17 protein-coding genes are annotated in these 17,739 nt (G+C 64.3%); 4 read left to right on the top strand and 13 right to left on the bottom strand.

The window, feature by feature from the left end:
- Positions 1-109 precede the first annotated feature (109 nt).
- Positions 110-832 (bottom strand): TetR/AcrR family transcriptional regulator, encoded by a 723-nt coding sequence (locus tag AC1VNY_RS32550; protein ID WP_482408241.1) that lies wholly within the window; start codon positions 830-832, stop codon positions 110-112.
- Between the two features lie 115 nt (positions 833-947).
- On the opposite strand from AC1VNY_RS32550, the gene AC1VNY_RS32545 reads away from it, so the two are divergent.
- Positions 948-2,171: a cytochrome P450 gene (locus AC1VNY_RS32545; protein WP_482408240.1), complete on the top strand. Its 1,224-nt coding sequence runs from the start codon at positions 948-950 to the stop codon at positions 2,169-2,171.
- 84 nt (positions 2,172-2,255) lie between these two features.
- On the opposite strand, the gene AC1VNY_RS32540 is transcribed toward AC1VNY_RS32545, so the two are convergent.
- On the bottom strand, positions 2,256-3,068 hold the full coding sequence (locus AC1VNY_RS32540) for a response regulator (protein WP_016847263.1): 813 nt from the start codon (positions 3,066-3,068) through the stop codon (positions 2,256-2,258).
- A 270-nt stretch (positions 3,069-3,338) separates the two neighbouring features.
- On the opposite strand from AC1VNY_RS32540, the gene AC1VNY_RS32535 reads away from it, so the two are divergent.
- Together AC1VNY_RS32535 and AC1VNY_RS32530 are read left to right on the top strand one after the other, a co-directional pair.
- Complete coding sequence (locus AC1VNY_RS32535) at positions 3,339-3,542, top strand: NepR family anti-sigma factor (protein ID WP_018269610.1); 204 nt, start codon at positions 3,339-3,341, stop codon at positions 3,540-3,542.
- The gene (locus AC1VNY_RS32530; RefSeq protein ID WP_016847265.1) at positions 3,542-4,090 is read left to right on the top strand and encodes a sigma-70 family RNA polymerase sigma factor; all 549 of its coding nucleotides are present in this window, start codon (positions 3,542-3,544) and stop codon (positions 4,088-4,090) included. The genes AC1VNY_RS32535 and AC1VNY_RS32530 overlap by 1 nt, the downstream gene beginning before the upstream one ends.
- 88 nt (positions 4,091-4,178) lie before the next feature.
- Here the strand turns inward: AC1VNY_RS32530 and AC1VNY_RS32525 are convergent, their stop codons facing one another.
- Complete coding sequence (locus tag AC1VNY_RS32525; RefSeq protein ID WP_482408239.1) at positions 4,179-7,088, bottom strand: EAL domain-containing protein; 2,910 nt, start codon at positions 7,086-7,088, stop codon at positions 4,179-4,181.
- Positions 7,089-7,304: 216 nt separating this feature from the next.
- Here AC1VNY_RS32525 and AC1VNY_RS32520 point away from each other — a divergent pair, with 216 nt between their 5' ends.
- Positions 7,305-7,670, top strand: a complete 366-nt coding sequence (locus tag AC1VNY_RS32520) for a methylamine utilization protein (protein WP_038386113.1) — start codon at positions 7,305-7,307, stop codon at positions 7,668-7,670.
- Between the two features lie 20 nt (positions 7,671-7,690).
- Here the strand turns inward: AC1VNY_RS32520 and AC1VNY_RS32515 are convergent, their stop codons facing one another.
- The 10 genes from AC1VNY_RS32515 to AC1VNY_RS32470 form a co-directional block, all read right to left on the bottom strand.
- On the bottom strand, positions 7,691-8,674 hold the full coding sequence (locus AC1VNY_RS32515; RefSeq protein ID WP_038386112.1) for a hypothetical protein: 984 nt from the start codon (positions 8,672-8,674) through the stop codon (positions 7,691-7,693).
- Between the two features lie 504 nt (positions 8,675-9,178).
- Positions 9,179-10,207 (bottom strand): cytochrome-c peroxidase, encoded by a 1,029-nt coding sequence (locus AC1VNY_RS32510; protein WP_482408238.1) that lies wholly within the window; start codon positions 10,205-10,207, stop codon positions 9,179-9,181.
- A gap of 179 nt (positions 10,208-10,386) precedes the next feature.
- Positions 10,387-12,048, bottom strand: a complete 1,662-nt coding sequence (locus AC1VNY_RS32505) for a CHASE domain-containing protein (protein WP_038386111.1) — start codon at positions 12,046-12,048, stop codon at positions 10,387-10,389.
- Positions 12,049-12,473: 425 nt separating this feature from the next.
- The gene (gene ureG, locus AC1VNY_RS32500; protein WP_482408237.1) at positions 12,474-13,112 is read right to left on the bottom strand and encodes an urease accessory protein UreG; all 639 of its coding nucleotides are present in this window, start codon (positions 13,110-13,112) and stop codon (positions 12,474-12,476) included.
- 186 nt (positions 13,113-13,298) lie between these two features.
- Positions 13,299-14,036, bottom strand: coding sequence for an urease accessory protein UreF (locus AC1VNY_RS32495; protein ID WP_482408263.1), 738 nt, complete (start codon positions 14,034-14,036; stop codon positions 13,299-13,301).
- Entirely contained in the window at positions 14,017-14,634 is a 618-nt protein-coding gene (locus AC1VNY_RS32490) for an urease accessory protein UreE (protein ID WP_482408236.1), read from the bottom strand. The genes AC1VNY_RS32495 and AC1VNY_RS32490 overlap by 20 nt, the downstream gene beginning before the upstream one ends.
- A gap of 7 nt (positions 14,635-14,641) precedes the next feature.
- Positions 14,642-14,941 (bottom strand): putative quinol monooxygenase, encoded by a 300-nt coding sequence (locus tag AC1VNY_RS32485; RefSeq protein ID WP_028342270.1) that lies wholly within the window; start codon positions 14,939-14,941, stop codon positions 14,642-14,644.
- Between the two features lie 24 nt (positions 14,942-14,965).
- Entirely contained in the window at positions 14,966-15,265 is a 300-nt protein-coding gene (locus AC1VNY_RS32480; RefSeq protein WP_024581875.1) for a putative quinol monooxygenase, read from the bottom strand.
- 112 nt (positions 15,266-15,377) lie between these two features.
- Complete coding sequence (gene ureC / locus AC1VNY_RS32475; RefSeq protein ID WP_482408235.1) at positions 15,378-17,093, bottom strand: urease subunit alpha; 1,716 nt, start codon at positions 17,091-17,093, stop codon at positions 15,378-15,380.
- Position 17,094: 1 nt separating this feature from the next.
- Entirely contained in the window at positions 17,095-17,649 is a 555-nt protein-coding gene (locus AC1VNY_RS32470) for an HD domain-containing protein (RefSeq protein ID WP_482408234.1), read from the bottom strand.
- Positions 17,650-17,739 lie beyond the last annotated feature (90 nt).

Raw genomic sequence — 17,739 nt, 5'->3', positions numbered from 1 at the left:
AGGCGAAGGCCCGGGATTCCACATCGCTTCGCGTATGAGGGCGCGGCGCGTAAGCAGGGCCGCGTGGCACGCGCGAATAACCGGGCATGGACCTTCGGACACCGCGCCGTCAGGCGAAGGTGCCGATCGTGACCCGCGGCCAGCCGTCGCTTTTCCGCGCGGGGGCAAGCCTGGCCGTCCAGGCATCGATCAGGCTTGCGATGAGCAGGCGGCCGGTGCCGCGCATGTCGGGCAGTTTCATGGTCGGCGTGCCGAGCGTCAGCGCGACCACGCCGTGGGTCGCCGCCAGCAGCGCGGTCGCGAGCCGCTGCGGCAGGCCGGGCGCCGGCTCGGCACCATGGGCCGCCAGAAATTCCCGCACCGAGACCACGAACAATTCGTAGCTGCGGCGCGCGATCTCGGTCTCGCCGAAATAGACGCCGTCGGGAAAACGGCGGTCCTCGATCGTACCGGACATCGAGAACAGCGAGCGGAAGTGATCGGGATTGTCGGCCCAGTAATCGAGATAGGTTTCCATCACGCGCCGCAGCCGCAGATCGCTGTCGGCCGTCTCCGCGCGAACCCGCTCGAGGCGTTCGGCGACCGCCTCGAGATTCTGCTGCTTCACCGCGAGCAGCAGCAGCAGCTTGGTCGGGTAATATTTGAGGACGGTGCCCTTCGAGTAGCCGATCGCGTCGGCGATCTTCTGGATCGAAACGGTCTCCAGCGTGCCGGCGGCGAACTCCTTGCGCGCGGTTTCGAGGATCAGCGCCTTCAGCGCCTCCTTGTCGGCCTCCTGGCGCGCCCTGCGCTGAAAGCGCCGTGCGCCTTTGGCTCGCTCCACGATCGACATCCCCATCTGCCTCGCGCCTCCATGCCGCGCACCCGCCCCGATGGCAACCCCGCCCTTGCAATATGCAAGTTAATTGACTATGGTCAATTAACTAATGACAAGACGGGAGGATCCGATGAGCACCGATGCGAGCCCCCTTGCGAGCCCCCTTGCAGGCGAAATTGTCCGCAGCGATTTCGATCCGTTCAGCGCGGCGACGCGGGCCGATCCCTACGGCGCCTATGCGGAGCTGCGTGCCGCGGCGCCGGTCGTCCGCCTGACCAAATATGACATCTGGGCAGTGCCGCGCTTTGCCGAGGTCAAGACGATCTTCGGAGACCATGTCAATTTCAGCAACGCCGGCGGCGCGGGGCTTGCGAATCACTTCAAGGAAAAGCCGTGGCGGCCGCCGAGCATCGTGCTGGAAGCCGATCCGCCGCTGCACACGCGAACCCGCGCGGTGCTGGCGCGGATCCTCTCGCCCGGCGCGATGCGGCGGCTTGCCGATGACTTCAAGGCGATGGCGACGCGGCTGATCGACGGGCTGGTCGAACGCGGATCGTTTGACGCCATCAGGGACATCGCCGAGGTGTTTCCGGTCAGCGTGTTTCCCGACGCGCTCGGCATCGACCAGGAGGGCCGCGAGAACTTCCTGACCTATGGCGCGATGGTGTTCGCCGGCTTCGGGCCCGAGAACGACTATTTTCGCGATTTGATGCAGCAGGCGCCCCGCGTGCTGCCGTGGGTCGCGGCGCGCTGCCGGCGCGAGGCGCTGCGCCCGGGCAGTTTTGGCGCGCAGGTCTATGAGGCGGCCGACGCCGGGGAGATCAGCGCGGAGGAAGCGCCATTGCTGGTGCGTTCGCTGCTCTCGGCCGGGCTCGACACCACGATCAGCGCGATCGGCATGGCGCTGTACACGCTTGCGCGCCATCCCGAGCAATGGTCGCTGCTTGCAGCCGATCCGTCGTTGTCGCGCGCGGCATTCGACGAGACCCTGCGCTTCGATTCACCGGCGCCGTTCGTGTTCCGCACCACGCCGCATGACACCGAGATTGCAGGCGTTGGGATCGGCAAGCACGAGAAGGTGCTGCTGCTGCTCGCCTCCGCCAACCGCGACGAGACGCGCTGGGAGCACGCCGACCAATTCGACGTCAGACGGCGGCTCTCCGGACATATGGGCTTCGGCGTCGGCATCCACGGCTGTGTCGGGCAGATGGTGGCGCGGCTGGAAGCCGAGGCCGTGATCACGGCGCTCGCCAGCCGCGTCAAGCAGTTCGAGATTGCAGGCCCCACAGCCTTCCGCGACAGCTCGGGCCTGCGGGCGCTCAGCACAATGCCGGTCCGCGTGACGCCGAAGTAACGTCGCTATCGAAGGCTTGCTCAAAAAAAGCCGGCGTACCTTTCGGCACGCCGGTCTGGATTTTGCCGCTTGCGTAAATTCAGCTCATGCCGATGCCGCGCGCGGCGTGCGGTTGCGCGAGTTGCGCTGGAAAAACAGCGCCTGGCTCGCCACCGCCGACACCATCGCCGGCTGGAACGGCTTTGAGATGAGGAATGCCGGCTCCGGCCGCTCGCCGGTCAGGAAGCGCTCGGGATAGGCGGTGATGAACACCACCGGCACCTCGAAGGTCCGCAGCAACTCGTTCACGGCATCGAGGCCCGACGAGCCGTCGGCGAGCTGGATGTCGGCGAGGATCAGGCCGGGCTTCTTGTTCTTGGCGAGCGCCACCGCATCGGAATGCGTGCGCGCAACGCCGATGACGTTGTGGCCGAGATTCTTCACCAGGCTCTCGAGGTCCATGGCGATGAAGGTCTCGTCCTCGATGATCAGGACGTCGGTGGCGATCTCGGCGGCCATCTCGCGGCCGGCGGCATCGGTCAGCTTACGCGTCTCGGCGATATCGGTGCCGAGAATGTAGCCGACCTCCTCCTCCGAAAAGCCCTCCAGCGACAGCAGCAGGAAGGCCTGGCGCGGCAGCGGCGTGATGTTGGACAGCCGCCGCTCCGGCGGCAGCGACAGCGTCGCCACGTCGGCATTGTCGTTGTTGTTCACCGACACCGAATTCCAGATCTGGGTGAACAGCCGAAACAGGCCGGCGCGCGGCCCGTGGGTCTGGTCCAGCAACGATCCATCCTGCAACAGGGCCTCGAGCATGGCCCCGACATAGGCGTCCCCCGACGCCTGATTTCCGGTCAGTGCGCGAGCGTAACGGCGCAACAGCGGAAGGTGTTCGGCAACGATCTGCGATCGGGACATTCCCACTCCATCCTTGTTCGTGAGGCCTTTCGGCCTGAAACCCGTTGTCTGGTGGCGCCAGAATCCAGTTCTGGGGCGCCCCCGGTTCCCCTGCATGCCCGACTACGCGCGAAAGCCGAAAAAGTTCCACGAAATAGTTCCAGCATTCCGGAACTTTCTGCGCAACTTTGCATTAGCTCCAGACCGACGAGGCAACGCGGCCAGCCTCTTTTTTCGAGGAAACGACTTGGAAATCAGAGACTTAACTCCCGGGGAAGCGTGGATCACATCATGAAGGAAGTAAAGAAGCAGGGCGGTCTCAACGCCGAGATTCAATCGAGAATCGGCCACCAGCTTCGCGCCATGTACGATGACGTGGTGCGACAGGGCGTACCCGACCGCTTTGCGGAGCTGATCCGCAAACTCGACGGGCCGGAGGCAGCGGCGGCGGCCGTCGCCGGGGGCGATACCGACAAGAACAATGGAGGGGACTAATGCCTCTCACGAATGAACTTCGCGACGATATCCTTGCGTCGGTCCCGAGCCTGCGCGCGTTCGCGATCTCGCTGTCCGGTAATGGTGACCGCGCCGACGATCTGGTGCAGGAGACCCTGCTGCGCGCGATCGCCAACATCGACTCGTTTCAGCCCGGCTCGAACCTCCCCGCGTGGCTGTTCACCATCCTGCGCAACCTGTTTCGCTCCGACTACCGGAAGCGGCGGCGCGAGGTGGAGGATGCCGAGGGCAATTATGCCAAGACGCTGAAGAGCCAGCCTTCGCAGGCGGCGCATCTGGAGTTCGAGGAATTCCGCGCCGCGCTCGAAAAGCTGCCGCAGGACCAGCGCGAGGCGCTGATTTTGGTCGGCGCGTCCGGCTTCTCCTACGAGGATGCCGCGGCGATCTGCGGCTGCGCGGTCGGCACCATCAAGAGCCGCGTCAACCGCGCGCGATCGAAGCTCTCCGCGCTGCTTTATGTCGACAGCGCCGAAGATTTCGGCCCCGACAACACCGTGCGCGCCGTGATCGGCGGCAATGGCGGCTAAGCGCGACCACAACGATAAATGAGAGAAGGCGGCCCGCGGGCCGCCTTTTTATATTGGCCTGCAAGGCCCGGTGACGCTCAGCGCGCCATCAGCTGGCCATCGCCGTCTTGACGGAGGCCGGCTTGAAGCCGTTTCTCAATTCGAGGATCTTGGCCGCGATTTCGGTCACCGGGACCGGATGACTGAACAGGAAGCCCTGCGCCTCGTTGCAGCCTTCGGCCCGCATATGATCCAGCTGCTCGACGGTCTCGATGCCCTCCGCGATCGTGGTCATGCCGAGGCTTCTGCCGAGGCTGATGACGGCACGGACGATCGACTTCGATCCATGCGTCGCGGTCGCGTCGCGCACGAAGGATTTGTCGATCTTGAGCTTGTCGAACGGGAAGCTGCGCAGATAGCTCAGCGACGAATAGCCGGTGCCGAAATCATCCAGCGCGATGCGCAGCCCCTGCGCCTTCAGCTTGTGCAGCGTTGCGAGCGTCTCGTTGCTGTTCGCGAGGAACACGGACTCGGTGATTTCGAGCTCCAGCCGGCGCGGCGACAATTTTGACGCCGCGAGCGCGTTGACGACGACGTCGATGAAGTCGGCATCACGAAACTGGACCGCGGAGACGTTGACCGCGAGCTTCATCTCGCCGGGCCAGGTCGTCGCCTGTTCGCAGGCGCGATTGAGCACCCATTCTCCCAGCGGGCCGATCAGGCCGATCTCTTCCGCGATCGGGATGAACTGGTCCGGCGACACCATCCCGCGCTTGGGGTGATGCCACCGCAGCAGCGCCTCGAAGCCGCAGATGCGGTCGAGATGGAGATCGTAGAGCGGCTGGTAGAACAACGAGAACTCGTCCTTGGCCATCGCCTCGCGAAGGTCGAGCTCGATCGCCCGTCGCCGCTGCAGGCTGGCGTCCATCGCTGGCTCGAAGAAGCGCCAGGTGCCGCGGCCTTCCATCTTGGCGCGGTACAAAGCGACGTCGGCGTTCTTCAGCAGCTTCTCGCCGGTGGTGCCGTCGCCCGGCGACATCGAGATGCCGACGCTGCATCCGACGACGACGCGATGCCCGTTCAGCTCGTAGGGCGCACCCACGCATTCCACGATGCGGCGCGCGAGGCGCTCGGCCTCGTCTCCGCCCTGGACGCCGCACTGGATGACCGCGAACTCGTCGCCGCCCAAGCGCGCGACGGTGTCGACCTCACGGACGCAGGCGTTGAGCCGGTCCGCAACCGCACACAGCAATTCGTCGCCGACCGGATGCCCGAGCGTGTCGTTGACCTGCTTGAAATTATCGAGATCGAGGCAGAACACCGCGAAGCCGAGTCCGCGGCCGACCTGCGCAACCGCCAGCTCGATCCGTTCGGCCAGCAACGTCCGGTTCGGCAGCTTGGTCAGCGCATCGTGCCGGGCCATGAACGCGATCTGCGATTCCGCCCGTTGCTGTTCGGTGACGTCCTCGCAGGTGACGAGCCAGCCGCCATCGGATGTCGGCCGTTGCGCGATCGCAATGATCCGTCCATCGCTGAGATGCTGCAGATAGTTGCCGTCGTGCTGGGCCATCGACCGCTCGCGCTCCGCCAGCAGGTCGGTGACGGTCCGCTCCCCGTGATTGCCCGCGGCGATGCTCAGGTCGAGCACCTCCTCCATGGTCATTCCGGGAACGACAAGCTCCGGCGATATATCGAATATCTCGTAGAACCGGCGGTTGGCGACCTGCAGCCGCGCCTCGCTGTTGTAGAGGCACAACCCTTGCGACATGTGCGTGAGCGCCGCGTCGAGCCGCAGATTGGTTTCATGCAGCTCCGCCTTCTGCTGCTTCAGCGCGGAGATGTCGCTGTAGACGAGAACGACGCCGCCCTCCTGCGTCTCGCTGCGGCTGACGCGCAGCCAGCGTCCATCCGCAAGCTGCGCCTCGCTCGCAAAGCCGTCGATGTCACCATCGGCCGGCGCCAGCCTGGCGGCATCGAGCGGATTCGACTGCAGAAGCTGCGGCGAGAGACGGATGAATTCGCTCGCGCGCGAGTTGGCCAGCGCGACCTGGCCATCCGCGTCGAGCAGCACGACGCCCTCGCGCGACGTTTCAAGCGCATCGGAAAGCCGTGCCTGCGCCGAGCGGCGTTGCGACACCTCTTGATTGACCATCCGCCGGATGTTGTCGCGCATCGTTTCCATGGCGGTCAGAAGCGTGCCAAGCTCGTCGGTACCGCCCTTCGGGATGGTCGCGTCGAGGTCGCCGCCGGCGATGCTTCGCGCGGCCCGCGATGCGATCGCGACCGGTCCGATGATGCGGCGCGCCAGCAGCCACGAAAACAGGGCCGACAGAAACAGCGCCACGGTCAGCCCGGCCACGTTGAGCTGCAGGTCCCGCTTGATCGTCGAGAGCGCCTTTTGCCGGAACAGAAAGCCATCGCCGGCCGTATAGTTGACCAGCAGCTCGACCTGCTGGCTGACGATCTTGGAGTAGCGATCGACATCGCCGACCGTCGCACCCGGTGCGCGCGGGTCAGCCGCCTCGCTTCCCTCTGTGGACGATCCGATCGCGCGTCGGTGCAGCGCCATCCAGGCGTCGGCGGCTTCCTGGACCTTTGCGGCGGCTTGCGCGGCGCGCGAGGATTGCGACCGATCGGCAGCAATCGCCAGGTCTTCCGAGAGCGTCTTCGCGAGCTTTTCAATCTGGCCATCGAGATTGGCGCGGATCTCCGGATCCGTGGTCAGCAGGCGCTGCGACGAGGCGACCCGCATCGTGGCGAAATCCGCACCGGCCGCGCGTGCATAGTTGATCGACATCAGGGATTCGTCGAACGTCTTGGCCACCAGATCGCCGGCATGGCGGATGCCGAGGATGGAGTACCCGCCGAGGGCGACCGCAACGGCGCTCATCGCAAGGCAAAAAATCAGAATCTGGCTGCGGATCGAACCCTTGGTCAGGGCAAGACGCGAGAGCCGGCCGGTTGCGAACCGGAAGGCCGCACCGCTCTTTACTTTGAGGTTGCCAAATAGGCTGTCCATGCCCGCGTTTCGCCGTAGTGCTCGATACTCAGCTACGCAGAAACGCGCAGCACTGCGGAAAATAACTGTCTGCTCAAAATTGCCTTAGTAGTGACTGGAACTCATGCTGAAATCGTTAAGATCAGCTGGCGATAATCACCCTTACAGGTAATCCGGGAGCCACACTTGCAGCCCGGGATAGCCGATATTTGGTGTTCGAGGTTCAGCGGGGGTCTCATGCAGTCAGGCTTGTTGCGCGCCTTGCGCCTGGGCCAGTTCGGCCGCCTGCCATTTGCGGCGGCGATCGTCACTGGAGCGCTTGCGGGAGCCGCTTTGGGCGCAGCCCCTTATGTCATTTCGCAGAAGGATCGTGAATTCAAACCCGCGCAGATCTCGATCAAGCGGGGTGAGGTTTTACGATTCGTTAACGATGACGGTGAACTGCTGCATCACGCTTATTTGAGCACCGATACGTTCAGTTTCGACTCGGGCGACCAGCAGCCGGGCAGCAAGTTCGACGTCACCTTCTCGGTGCCCGGCGACTACACGGTGCTGTGCGGTATTCATCCGAAGATGAAGCTCGCCGTCCACGTCGCCAAATAGCCGCCCCGGGCGGTGGCGATCTACAGGACCGACGTCTTGAAGATCGCGGCGTGGCCGAAATAGTAGACGAACAGGGTCACCGACAGCGCGGCACAGAGCGCGACCGGGGCAAGCCACGGCGCACGACGGTCGCGCGGCAACACCTTGTTGTCGGCGACGATCGCAAGCAGGACGGCGATGATCGCCGAGTGTCCGATCGTGTCGATCTTGCCGAATTCGAAGCACGCGCTGATGAACATCCCCGTCAGCACGGTGGCGGCGCAGCGCCGGATCAGCGGCGTCCAGATCAAGGCAAAGGCGAGCGTGAATTCCACCATGCCGGCAGCGCGCATATAGAACTCGTTGTCGAAGCCCAGCGTCATCGCGGAATGCTCGATCAGCAGCGGGAAGCTCCACTCCGGATAGGCCCATTTTTCGACCGAGGCCCACATCAACGTCACCGCGGCGGCGTAGCGCATCACGTCGATCGGCCGGATTCCGAACAGATCCTTGTTCAGCCCGACGAGCGCAAGATAGGCGGCAACACCGAGAAAGATCGGGTAATCGGCGAGGTGAAAGACACCGTAGTCGCGCACGCCGATGCCGAACAGGACCACCATCCCCGCCGCCGACAGCGGCAGCGTGCGGCGTGACAGCATCCCGGCAGCGATCGCAAGTTGCAGCGTGCCCACGAACGGCGACGTCGTCTTCAACTCGGGCGTCAGCAGGATGCCGCCCACGGCCCAGATCGAGATGAAGAAGAACGCGCATACGGCGCGCATCATCAATTCGGTGCGCAGCCGCAGTCCCTCGGTAACGCGGTCCATCACCCGGATCGTGGCATCACCCAGCGAGGTGGGCTCGATCAGGCAACCCGCAAACAGCCAGAAAATGGCGACGCCAAGCAGCAGCTCGAAATCCAGGCAAAGAACATTCTCGAGTCCGCGGGGTTGGCCGGCGACATCGTAGGCACAGAACCATTTGACATGTGCCTCGGCACTGCGCGCGGCTACGACACAAAACAAAACCGCTGCAAGGCACGTGGCGAAAAAGGAGCGCACCGCCGAGACGGTATCTCGCGCCCATCCACTAAACATTGAACCAACCGCCCACACACTTAAGGACTTGTTTAACTTATATCAAATTTTACGCTTTGCGCCTGCCGGGACACCCCGTGGTTGCATTGTGGTTAATCATGGCGGGCGAGCCCCCGGCCCGTCCCTTAGTGCAGTCTTTACAGCCGGTTCCCTCAAATTTTAGCTAATTCCGGCACGGGAGCTCAATTCAACTGTCGTAGTGAAATCCGGACAAAATCGGATCGGGAGGCCGGTACAGTGTTCGGAGCGTTGAGCGTCGTAAGTATCGGGGTGGGGTCGGCCCTCGCCTACATGACAAGATCGTCCGCTGCGCGCGCAGCGACCCTCGAGACCTGCGCGGGCACATTCGTGATCGTCGGGCTCGGCCTGCTGGGCGCGGCGCTGCCGCACCTGTGCTGAACGAACCTCGTTCTGAACCGCGTTGGGCCGGGGTCAGCGCGGCAGTTTGGGGACTCCTGCCACCGGCGGGGCCGTTGCGGTCAGGGTTTGCAGGAAGGCGATGAGGTCGTTCTTCTCGCTTGCCGTCAGGGACAGCGGCTTGATGTCGGGCGATCGGCTCGGCCGATCGATCCCGCCCTTGTTGTAAAGCTCGATGACATCTTCCAGCGTCGCCACCGATCCGTCGTGCATATAGGGCGCGCGGCGCGCGACGTCGCGCAATGTCGGCGTCTTGAACGCATATTTCAGCTTCGCCGAGGTCGGAAAGAAACGGCCGCGCCCGATGTCATGGCCCTTGGCGGTACCGATATCCTGGAAGGATCCGTCGGAAAACGACGGGCCGCTGTGGCAAGCCGAGCAACGCGCCTTGCCGTTGAAAAGCTCAAAGCCGTGCTGGGCTGACTTGCTGATGGCGGTATCGTCGCCCTTGATCCAACGATCGAACGGAGCCTCGCCTGCGATGATGGAGCGCTCGAAGGTCGCCAATGACGCCTCGATCCTCGGCCGCGTGATCGCGCCGTCTCCGAACGCGTGGGTGAAGGCATCGACATAGCCGGGGATCGCCGACAGTCGCGCGATCAATTCCGGCTCGGTCATGTTCAGGTTCGCCGGACTGAGGATCGGCCCGAACGCAACGGATTCCAGATCCTTGAACTTGCCGTCCCATCCCAGCGGCTCGAAGAAGGCCACATCGATCAATGTCGGCGAGCGGATCGGGAGGCCCTTGGGATCCTCACCGATGGCGCGTGGCAGGCCGTCGGCCCATGAAAGGGATGGCCTGTGGCAGCTCGCGCAGGAGTGCGTCTTTGACCTCGACAGCAGCGGATCGAAGAACAGCAGCTGCCCAAGGGTGGATTTCGCGTCGGAATAGGGATTGCTGCTCGGAAACGGAACGACGTCCGGCCGCCGATAGCTGGCACGGATTGTCGCAGGGTCGCCCGGCGCCGTCGCCGGGGTCAAGGCAAGCGACAGCCCTACCGGCAAAACTGCCGCGAGCAAGGTCAGGCTGACCCAAAGCCTCATCGGGGTCCTCAGACGGTATCCTGCCCGGTATATGCCCAAGCAAGTTCAACGAAGTTTTAACAAACGGTTGCGGCCTATTACGGATACCGGGCATTGGTCACGATGACGCGGGGGCTAGCGCGCGCGCTTGATTTCGATCAATCCGCGCGGCGGTCTGGTCACACAACCTGAGGCAGCCGCTACTTCTTCACCGGGCGCAGCGGCGCGGAGAACTGCTCGGTGCGGTCGCGCTCGGTCATGTCGACGACAGTGTCCATCGGCGCGGTCAGCTCATAGACATAGGAGACGTCGGTGAAGTAGCGCTTCGCGGTGCCGCCGAGCGCCTCGGGCGCGACACGGTCGAGCAGGATCAGGCCGAAGTCACTGTCGACCCGCCGCGTCGCCTGGCTGGTGTTGAACTCCTCCCAGCGGAAATGGAAGACCGCGTCGGCGTCCTCGCCGACGACCTCCCAATTGGCGACGATGTGCGGGTGCTTGCCGACCAGCGACAGCCCTTCGTCGGAATGCGAGGCGAGCTCGAAGAACAGCAGCGACAGCGATTGCGCGGCGCGAGCGCTGACCGTGATGTCGGGACCGTTCACCGCGATCCGGTCGGCATGCGGGATCGAGCGCGATTCGAACAGGCCCTTCAGCTTGACGCCCTGCCACTGGCTCTCGCTGAGCAGCGTGACGACGTTCGACATCGCGTGGATGCGTCCGATCAGGAGCTCGCGCGCGACGTCGATATCGGCGCCGTGCCGCAGCGTGCGGGTCACGATCGACTGGATCACCGCGAGGATGTTCTTGACGCGATGGTTGAGCTCGTCGATCACGGCGGTCAACCGGCGCTCGAAGCCGATGCGGACCTCGATCTCGCGGCTGAGGCGCAAATTGTTGTAGGCGACATAGCCGAACAGGCCGCAGACGATGCCGGTCAGCGCGAGGCCGATCGCCGCGACGATGGTCGCGGTCTGCTGCGCACGCACCGTGGCGTTGCTCTTGGCGTAATAGTCGAGCGACCAGTCACGGCCGCCGAACGTCACCGTGCGTACCATCGACGGCAGCGGGCCGTCCTGGCGCACCGCGCGCGAGGTGACGATGCCCTGCTCGTTGGCGGTGAACTCGTCATTCGAATCGCGCGGGTCCTTCAGCGCCACCGCGAACAGCGAGCTGTCGTCGTTGGTCAGCATCAGCGACGACAACTCGTAGGAGAAGGTGATGAAGCCGGCCGGCTCGGATGCGCCCTCCTGGAACACCGGCGCGGCGAGCACGACCCCGACCGGGCCGTTCTGCCGCAACAGCGGCACCGGATCGGAGGCCACCGGCTTGGCGTTGGCCATCGCCCGCGCCAGCATCGGGCCCACCACCGAGTGGCGGTCGAAGGCGCGGCCCGGAATGCTCAAGGTCTCCGGATTGCGCGGCTCGACGTCCATCAGCACATTGATCGGCTTGTCGAGCGCCTTGAGGTCGAGCGCCTGGTCGTCGAAATCCCGGATGGTCGGATTGGTGAAGCCGTTGGCCTTCAGCTCGGCCTCCGCCGCGGCGAGCTCGTCCGGCTTGAGCCGCGCGATCCAGGCGGCGACGACGAAATCCGTCTTGAAGGCGTAGATCGCCGAGCGCAGCGGCTGCAGCATGTTGGCCTTCACCATCGACGGCGCCCGGAACAGCCCCGAGGCGACCCGCGCCAGCAGCTCGCGCTCGGTCAGGCGGTCCTGCACCAGGCTGGCATGGACGTCGATCGCCCGCGCCAGCGCAATGCCGTCGATCGCGAGCTCCTGATCGTGCACCCGATAGGCGGCAAGACCGGAGAGCAGAACTCCGATCAGTGCAATCAAGGCAACGATGAAGCCCAGTCGAACCACACGCTTACTCGGCAATCAGGGGGTGGCGAAAGGGGACGGAAGGCATCTGGCTTCTGCGAGGGCGGCGACAAATCAGGATGCGATGAAAGCCCGCCGCAAAGTAATATGGAATAGCGATCATCGGTCCGCAACAGGAGCCGGTCGTCAACATTAACGACGACGCCACCCGGCGGTCTTTGGCGGCGCCAACGGTTGCTAATCGTCAAAGTTGGAAATTGTTCCGGCTATTGCGCAGCTTTTTTGCGGCGAGGTGCGCGCCCCTCTCATCGACCGTCACCCCCGCGCAAAGGCTTCGCCTTTGTCGCTGGAGGAGCGCGGTACGCGCGTCTCGAAGGGTGAACGGCCCGGCCGGTGGCCGTGCACCCTTCGAGGCTCGCGACGCTCGCACCTCAGGGTGACGGGACCCGTGCCACAATGATTAACGCCTAACCTGCCTGGACCTTGCCCTGCGACCGAAGGCCGCCCTTGGTCTCGATGAAGCTGATGATGCGGTCGAGGCCGTCGCTCTTCTTCAGGTTGGTCATGACGAAGGGCCGCTCGCCGCGCATCCGCCTGGCGTCGGTGTCCATCTTCTCGAGCGACGCGCCGACATGGGGTGCGAGATCGATCTTGTTGATCACCAAAAGGTCGGATCGCGTGATGCCGGGACCGCCCTTGGAGGGGATCTTGTCGCCGGCGGCAACGTCGATGACGTAAATCGTCAGATCAGCCAATTCCGGCGAGAAGGTCGCCGCCAGATTGTCGCCGCCGGATTCGATCAGCACCAGATCGAGGTTGGGGAATTTCGCCCGCATGTCGGCGACCGCGGCGAGATTCATCGAAGCGTCCTCGCGGATCGCGGTGTGCGGGCAGCCGCCGGTCTCGACACCGGCGATGCGGTCCGGCGTCAGCGAGCCGGAGCGCACCAGAAACTCGGCATCCCATTTGGTGTAGATGTCGTTGGTGATCGCGGCGATGTCGTAGCGCTCGCGCATCGACTTGCAGAGCAGGTCCATCAGCGCGGTCTTGCCGGAGCCGACCGGGCCGCCGACGCCGACGCGAAGTGGGCCGTGGGAAGTGGGCATATCAGGTGCTCTTTCCTTGTCGTCCCGGCGAAAGCCGGGACCCATTACCACCGAATTGAATTGTTGCGAGAAGCTGGGGCCGCAGACTTGCGTAACCACGAAGGCCGGTGGTTATGGGTCCCTGCTTTCGCAGGGACGACGGCTGAGGGCGCGGACACGGCACCAGCATCGTCGCCTGATCGCGCGTCATGACCGGAACAGCCTCGTGTACTGCGTCTCGTGACGCAGGCTTGCGAGATCGGCGCGAAAGGTCGCGCTGCCGAGATCGTCGAGCGAGGCCGCGTCGGCCCGCGCCGCGGTCGCGGCCACGACCGGCTCGAGATCGGCCAGCACGCGCTGGCTGTCGGTCTGCCCGAGCGGGATCAGCCGGCTGCCCGCGGAAATCCAGTTCGAGAGCACGGCATGCAGGAAGGCGTGCAGCACAGGCGCAAGCCGAATGCCGTGCGCGGCGCTGACGAGGCCGACTGCGACCGGGTAGACGATCGGTCCGTCGCAAGCCGCGATCATCGCGTCGAGGCCGGGCGAATTCCAGGCCGCACGGGCAATCTCGATGAAGGCGCGCCCCTGCGTCGTGGTCTCGAGCTGCCGCTCGCGCGACGGCACGAAGGCGGCCGCGCATTCGGCAATCTCCTTCAGCCCGGCAAGATCATGCTCAGACGCCGCGCGAAAACTCTGCGCGAGAAACACGGCGTCGCAAAATCCGCTGCCATCGGAAAGCATCGCGGCGAGCCAATCGCGCAGCGACGCGGCATCGGTGATGTCGCCGGCCTCGACGGCCCATTCGATGCCGCTGGAATAGGCGAACGCTCCGACTGGAAAGGACGGCGACAGCCACGTCATCAGCCGGTACAGCGCGGCTGCCTCGTCCTCCGCCATCCCGCCGCGCAGCACGGCGGGATCAGGCTCATTTGTGGTCATGAGCATGGGAGTGGTCGTGGTGATGATGGGCATGCTCGCAATGCTCATCATGATGATGGTGGTGGTCATGGTCAGGCCCATGATCATGGCCATGGTGGTGACCGTGATCATGCGCACGGCTGTGGGCATGATCGTGCCCGGTGTGACCATGCGCGTGCTCGTCGGCATGCGCATGCTCGGCATAGGCGCCGCCCTCGGGATCGAACGGTGCCTCGATCTCGATGACACGCGCCCCTAGCCCCTTCACCATCGCCTCGATCACGTGATCCCTGCGGATGCGCAGGCCCTTCGGCATGATCTGGGTCGGCAGATGACGGTTGCCGAGATGCCAGGCGACCCGAATCAGATGATGCGGATCGCTGCCGCGGATTTCCGCGAGCGGCTCGGGAGCTGCGACCACCTCGACGAGGCGGCCGTCCTCCAGCACCAGCGCATCGCCGCCGCGCAGCGCGACGGCGTTTTCGAGATCAAGCAGGAATTCGAGCCCGCGCGTCCCTGACATCACCATCCGCCGCCGGTGCCGGTCGTCGAAATCGAGCACGACGGTGTCGGCTGCCGCTTCCTTCCAGCGATGCTGTCCCAGGACTTTGGTGGCGCGGATCATCGATGCCTCAGAGCTTCTCGACCTTGGCGTCGCTGATGATCTCGATCACCGTCGGCCCGGTCTTCATGTTAGCGGAATATTCGCGCCATACCTTCATGTGCGGCGCCCTGGCATGGCCGTTGAGATCCTCGCGGCTCTCCCAGCGCTCGACCACCACATAGAGGTTGGGATCGTTGACGCTGACATTGCCGTCATAGGAGATGCAGCCCTTCTCCTTGCGGGTCTCGACCGTGCAGGCCTTGTGCCCCTTGATGAAGTCGTCCTTGTTCTCCGGCTTCATCGGCGTGGTGGCGATGACATAGATCATGGATTATCTCCCTTCTTTTTCTCGTTAGCGGACGTCGACCTTCTCGGGCGTGATCACCTCGATCTTCGGCGGCGCGGCCATGCATTTCACCGCGACCCGGCCGAACGTCTTCATGTGCTCGGCGGTGCGATGCGGCACCAGCGCCTCCGCGTTCTCCCACTGCTCGACGAACACCATCTTGCTGTGGTCGGTGACACTCTCATGCAGATCGTAGGCGATGTTGCCGGGCTCCTTGCGGGTTTCCTTGATGCAGGCCGTCGCCGCGGCGATGAATTCGGCGCGGGTCTCGGGCTTGATGGTCAGCGTGGCAACGACGTAAATCACGGAAATTCCTCCCGGTTTTCTCTTTTGACTTGGGTCTTGTTTTGACGCGTTTTCTTTCCGCGAACCGGAAATCCAGTTCGCTCGAAAACGCTCCAGTTTACCGGGATCGGTTTTAGAACATAAAATAGCGCTGTGCCATGGGCAGCACCTCGGCCGGCGCGCAGGTCAGCAGCTCGCCGTCTGCGCGCACCTCATAGGTCTCGGGATCGACCTCGATCTCGGGCGTCGCGTCGTTGTGGATCATGCTCTTCTTGGAGATCTTGCCGCGGGTGTTCTGCACCGCGTAGAGCTTCTTGGCTGTGCCGAGCTTGCGGGCGAGACCGCCGCTCGCCGCGGCCTTCGAGGTGAACACCACCGAGGACGCGGTGAGCGACTTGCCGAAGGCGGCGAACATCGGCTGGTAATGCACCGGCTGCGGCGTCGGGATCGAGGCGTTGGGATCGCCCATCGGCGCCGCCACGATCGAGCCGCCCTTGATGATGCAGTCCGGCTTGACGCCGAAGAACGCCGGCGACCACAACACGAGGTCGGCGAGCTTGCCTTTCTCGACCGAGCCGATCAGCTTCGACACGCCGTGCGCGATCGCGGGGTTGATGGTGTATTTGGCGATGTAGCGCTTGACGCGGAAATTGTCGTTGTCGTTGCCCTTGTCCTGCGGCAGCGTGCCGCGCTGTTTCTTCATCTTGTCGGCGGTCTGCCAGGTACGGATGATGACTTCCCCGAGCCGCCCCATCGCCTGCGAGTCCGACGAGATCATCGAGAGCGCGCCGAGATCGTGCAGGATGTCCTCGGCGGCGATGGTCTCCTTGCGGATCCGGCTTTCGGCGAAGGCGAGGTCCTCGGCGATCGACGGATCGAGGTGATGGCACACCATCAGCATGTCGAGATGCTCGTCGATGGTGTTGCGCGTGAACGGCCTTGTCGGATTGGTCGACGACGGCAGCACGTTCTTCAGGCCGGCGACCTTGATGATGTCGGGCGCGTGGCCGCCGCCGGCACCCTCGGTGTGGAAGGCATGAATGGTACGGCCGTTGAACGCCTTGATCGTATCCTCGACGAAGCCGGACTCGTTGAGCGTGTCCGAGTGCAGCATCACCTGGACGTCGTAATCGTCGGCCACCGAGAGACAGGTGTCGATCGCGGACGGCGTGGTGCCCCAATCCTCATGCAGTTTCAGCGCGCAGGCGCCGGCCTTGATCATCTCGACCAGCGCTCCCGGGCGCGAGGCATTGCCCTTGCCGGAGATGCCGAGATTGACCGGGAAGGCGTCGAACGACTGGATCATCCGTCCCATGTGCCACGGGCCGGGCGTGCAGGTGGTGGCAAAGGTGCCGTGCGAGGGGCCGGTGCCGCCCCCGAGCATCGAGGTGACGCCACTCATCAGCGCGTGCTCGATCTGCTGCGGGCAGATGAAATGGATGTGGCTGTCGAAACCGCCGGCGGTGAGGATCTTGCCCTCGCCCGCGATCACGTCGGTGCCGGGGCCGATGATGATGGTCACATTGGGCTGGATGTCGGGATTGCCGGCCTTGCCGATCGCCGCGATCATGCCCTCCTTGATCGCGACGTCGGCCTTCACGATGCCCCAGTGATCGACGATCAGCGCGTTGGTGATCACGGTATCCGCCGCGCCCTGCGCGTTGGTCACCTGCGACTGCCCCATGCCGTCGCGGATCACCTTGCCGCCACCGAACTTCACCTCCTCGCCATAGGTGGTGAGATCCTTCTCGACCTCGATGATCAGGTCGGTGTCGGCAAGCCGCACCTTGTCGCCGGTGGTCGGGCCGAACATGTCGGCATAGACGGAACGCTTGATCTTCACGGACATGTCAGCCCCCAGTTTCAGCCAGCGCGGCCTTGGCGCGCGCAATCGTGTCGTCGAAAATGCGGTCGAGCCGCGGATTGATGCCCCGGCAACCGGCAACGACCTTGTCGGCCCAGGTCGCATAGTCGGCGAGATCGTCGCGCTCGTCCTTGCTTGGATGCGGCACGATCCGCGCGCCGATATTGCTGATCTTGTCGGCGATCTTGATCAGCTTCGCATCGGGAGATTTGTGCGGAGCATCCTCGATCTGCTTTTGCCGGCGGGCGGCCTTTGGCAGGCTCATGTCGTCGGTGCATTCGACGACGAGATCGGCGGCGCGCGCACAGAACCTCTGCGCGAGCTCCTCGCGTGTAGTCTCGGTGTCCTCGATGGTGTCGTGCAGCCAGCCTGCCGCCACCAGCTCGGCATCCGCGCCATCGGTCACCTGCGCGAGCAGGTTCGCGACCTCGGCGAGATGATTGATGTAAGGCTCGCTGCCCCGCCCCTTGCGCGCCATGCCGTTGTGACGGCGCGCAGCAAGCTCGGCGGCTTCGGAGACGAGGCGAACTGGAGGGAGCATCGGTTACGGCGCTCCTCTGCGAAGGCACGCGTTGCAGATCCGCGCTACACCGAATTGCCAAGCCTCCCCGGTCAGTGCCCGGGGCCCACC

Source organism: Bradyrhizobium ferriligni, assembly GCF_056837965.1.
Note: the sequence above shows the minus strand (reverse complement) of the source record. Positions and strands in the feature narration are given on the sequence as shown.

What these genes read in the sequence shown, in the direction of transcription:
- AC1VNY_RS32490 (WP_482408236.1), bottom strand. Translation starts at nt 14,634, where the DNA reads ATGATCCGCGCCACCAAAGTCCTGGGACAGCATCGCTGGAAGGAAGCG.
- ureG (WP_482408237.1), bottom strand. Translation starts at nt 13,112, where the DNA reads ATGCCCACTTCCCACGGCCCACTTCGCGTCGGCGTCGGCGGCCCGGTC.
- AC1VNY_RS32485 (WP_028342270.1), bottom strand. Translation starts at nt 14,941, where the DNA reads ATGATCTATGTCATCGCCACCACGCCGATGAAGCCGGAGAACAAGGAC.
- AC1VNY_RS32525 (WP_482408239.1), bottom strand. Translation starts at nt 7,088, where the DNA reads ATGGACAGCCTATTTGGCAACCTCAAAGTAAAGAGCGGTGCGGCCTTC.
- AC1VNY_RS32510 (WP_482408238.1), bottom strand. Translation starts at nt 10,207, where the DNA reads ATGAGGCTTTGGGTCAGCCTGACCTTGCTCGCGGCAGTTTTGCCGGTA.
- AC1VNY_RS32535 (WP_018269610.1), top strand. Translation starts at nt 3,339, where the DNA reads ATGAAGGAAGTAAAGAAGCAGGGCGGTCTCAACGCCGAGATTCAATCG.
- AC1VNY_RS32495 (WP_482408263.1), bottom strand. Translation starts at nt 14,036, where the DNA reads ATGCTCATGACCACAAATGAGCCTGATCCCGCCGTGCTGCGCGGCGGG.
- AC1VNY_RS32530 (WP_016847265.1), top strand. Translation starts at nt 3,542, where the DNA reads ATGCCTCTCACGAATGAACTTCGCGACGATATCCTTGCGTCGGTCCCG.
- AC1VNY_RS32545 (WP_482408240.1), top strand. Translation starts at nt 948, where the DNA reads ATGAGCACCGATGCGAGCCCCCTTGCGAGCCCCCTTGCAGGCGAAATT.
- AC1VNY_RS32540 (WP_016847263.1), bottom strand. Translation starts at nt 3,068, where the DNA reads ATGTCCCGATCGCAGATCGTTGCCGAACACCTTCCGCTGTTGCGCCGT.
- ureC (WP_482408235.1), bottom strand. Translation starts at nt 17,093, where the DNA reads ATGTCCGTGAAGATCAAGCGTTCCGTCTATGCCGACATGTTCGGCCCG.
- AC1VNY_RS32550 (WP_482408241.1), bottom strand. Translation starts at nt 832, where the DNA reads ATGTCGATCGTGGAGCGAGCCAAAGGCGCACGGCGCTTTCAGCGCAGG.
- AC1VNY_RS32470 (WP_482408234.1), bottom strand. Translation starts at nt 17,649, where the DNA reads ATGCTCCCTCCAGTTCGCCTCGTCTCCGAAGCCGCCGAGCTTGCTGCG.
- AC1VNY_RS32520 (WP_038386113.1), top strand. Translation starts at nt 7,305, where the DNA reads ATGCAGTCAGGCTTGTTGCGCGCCTTGCGCCTGGGCCAGTTCGGCCGC.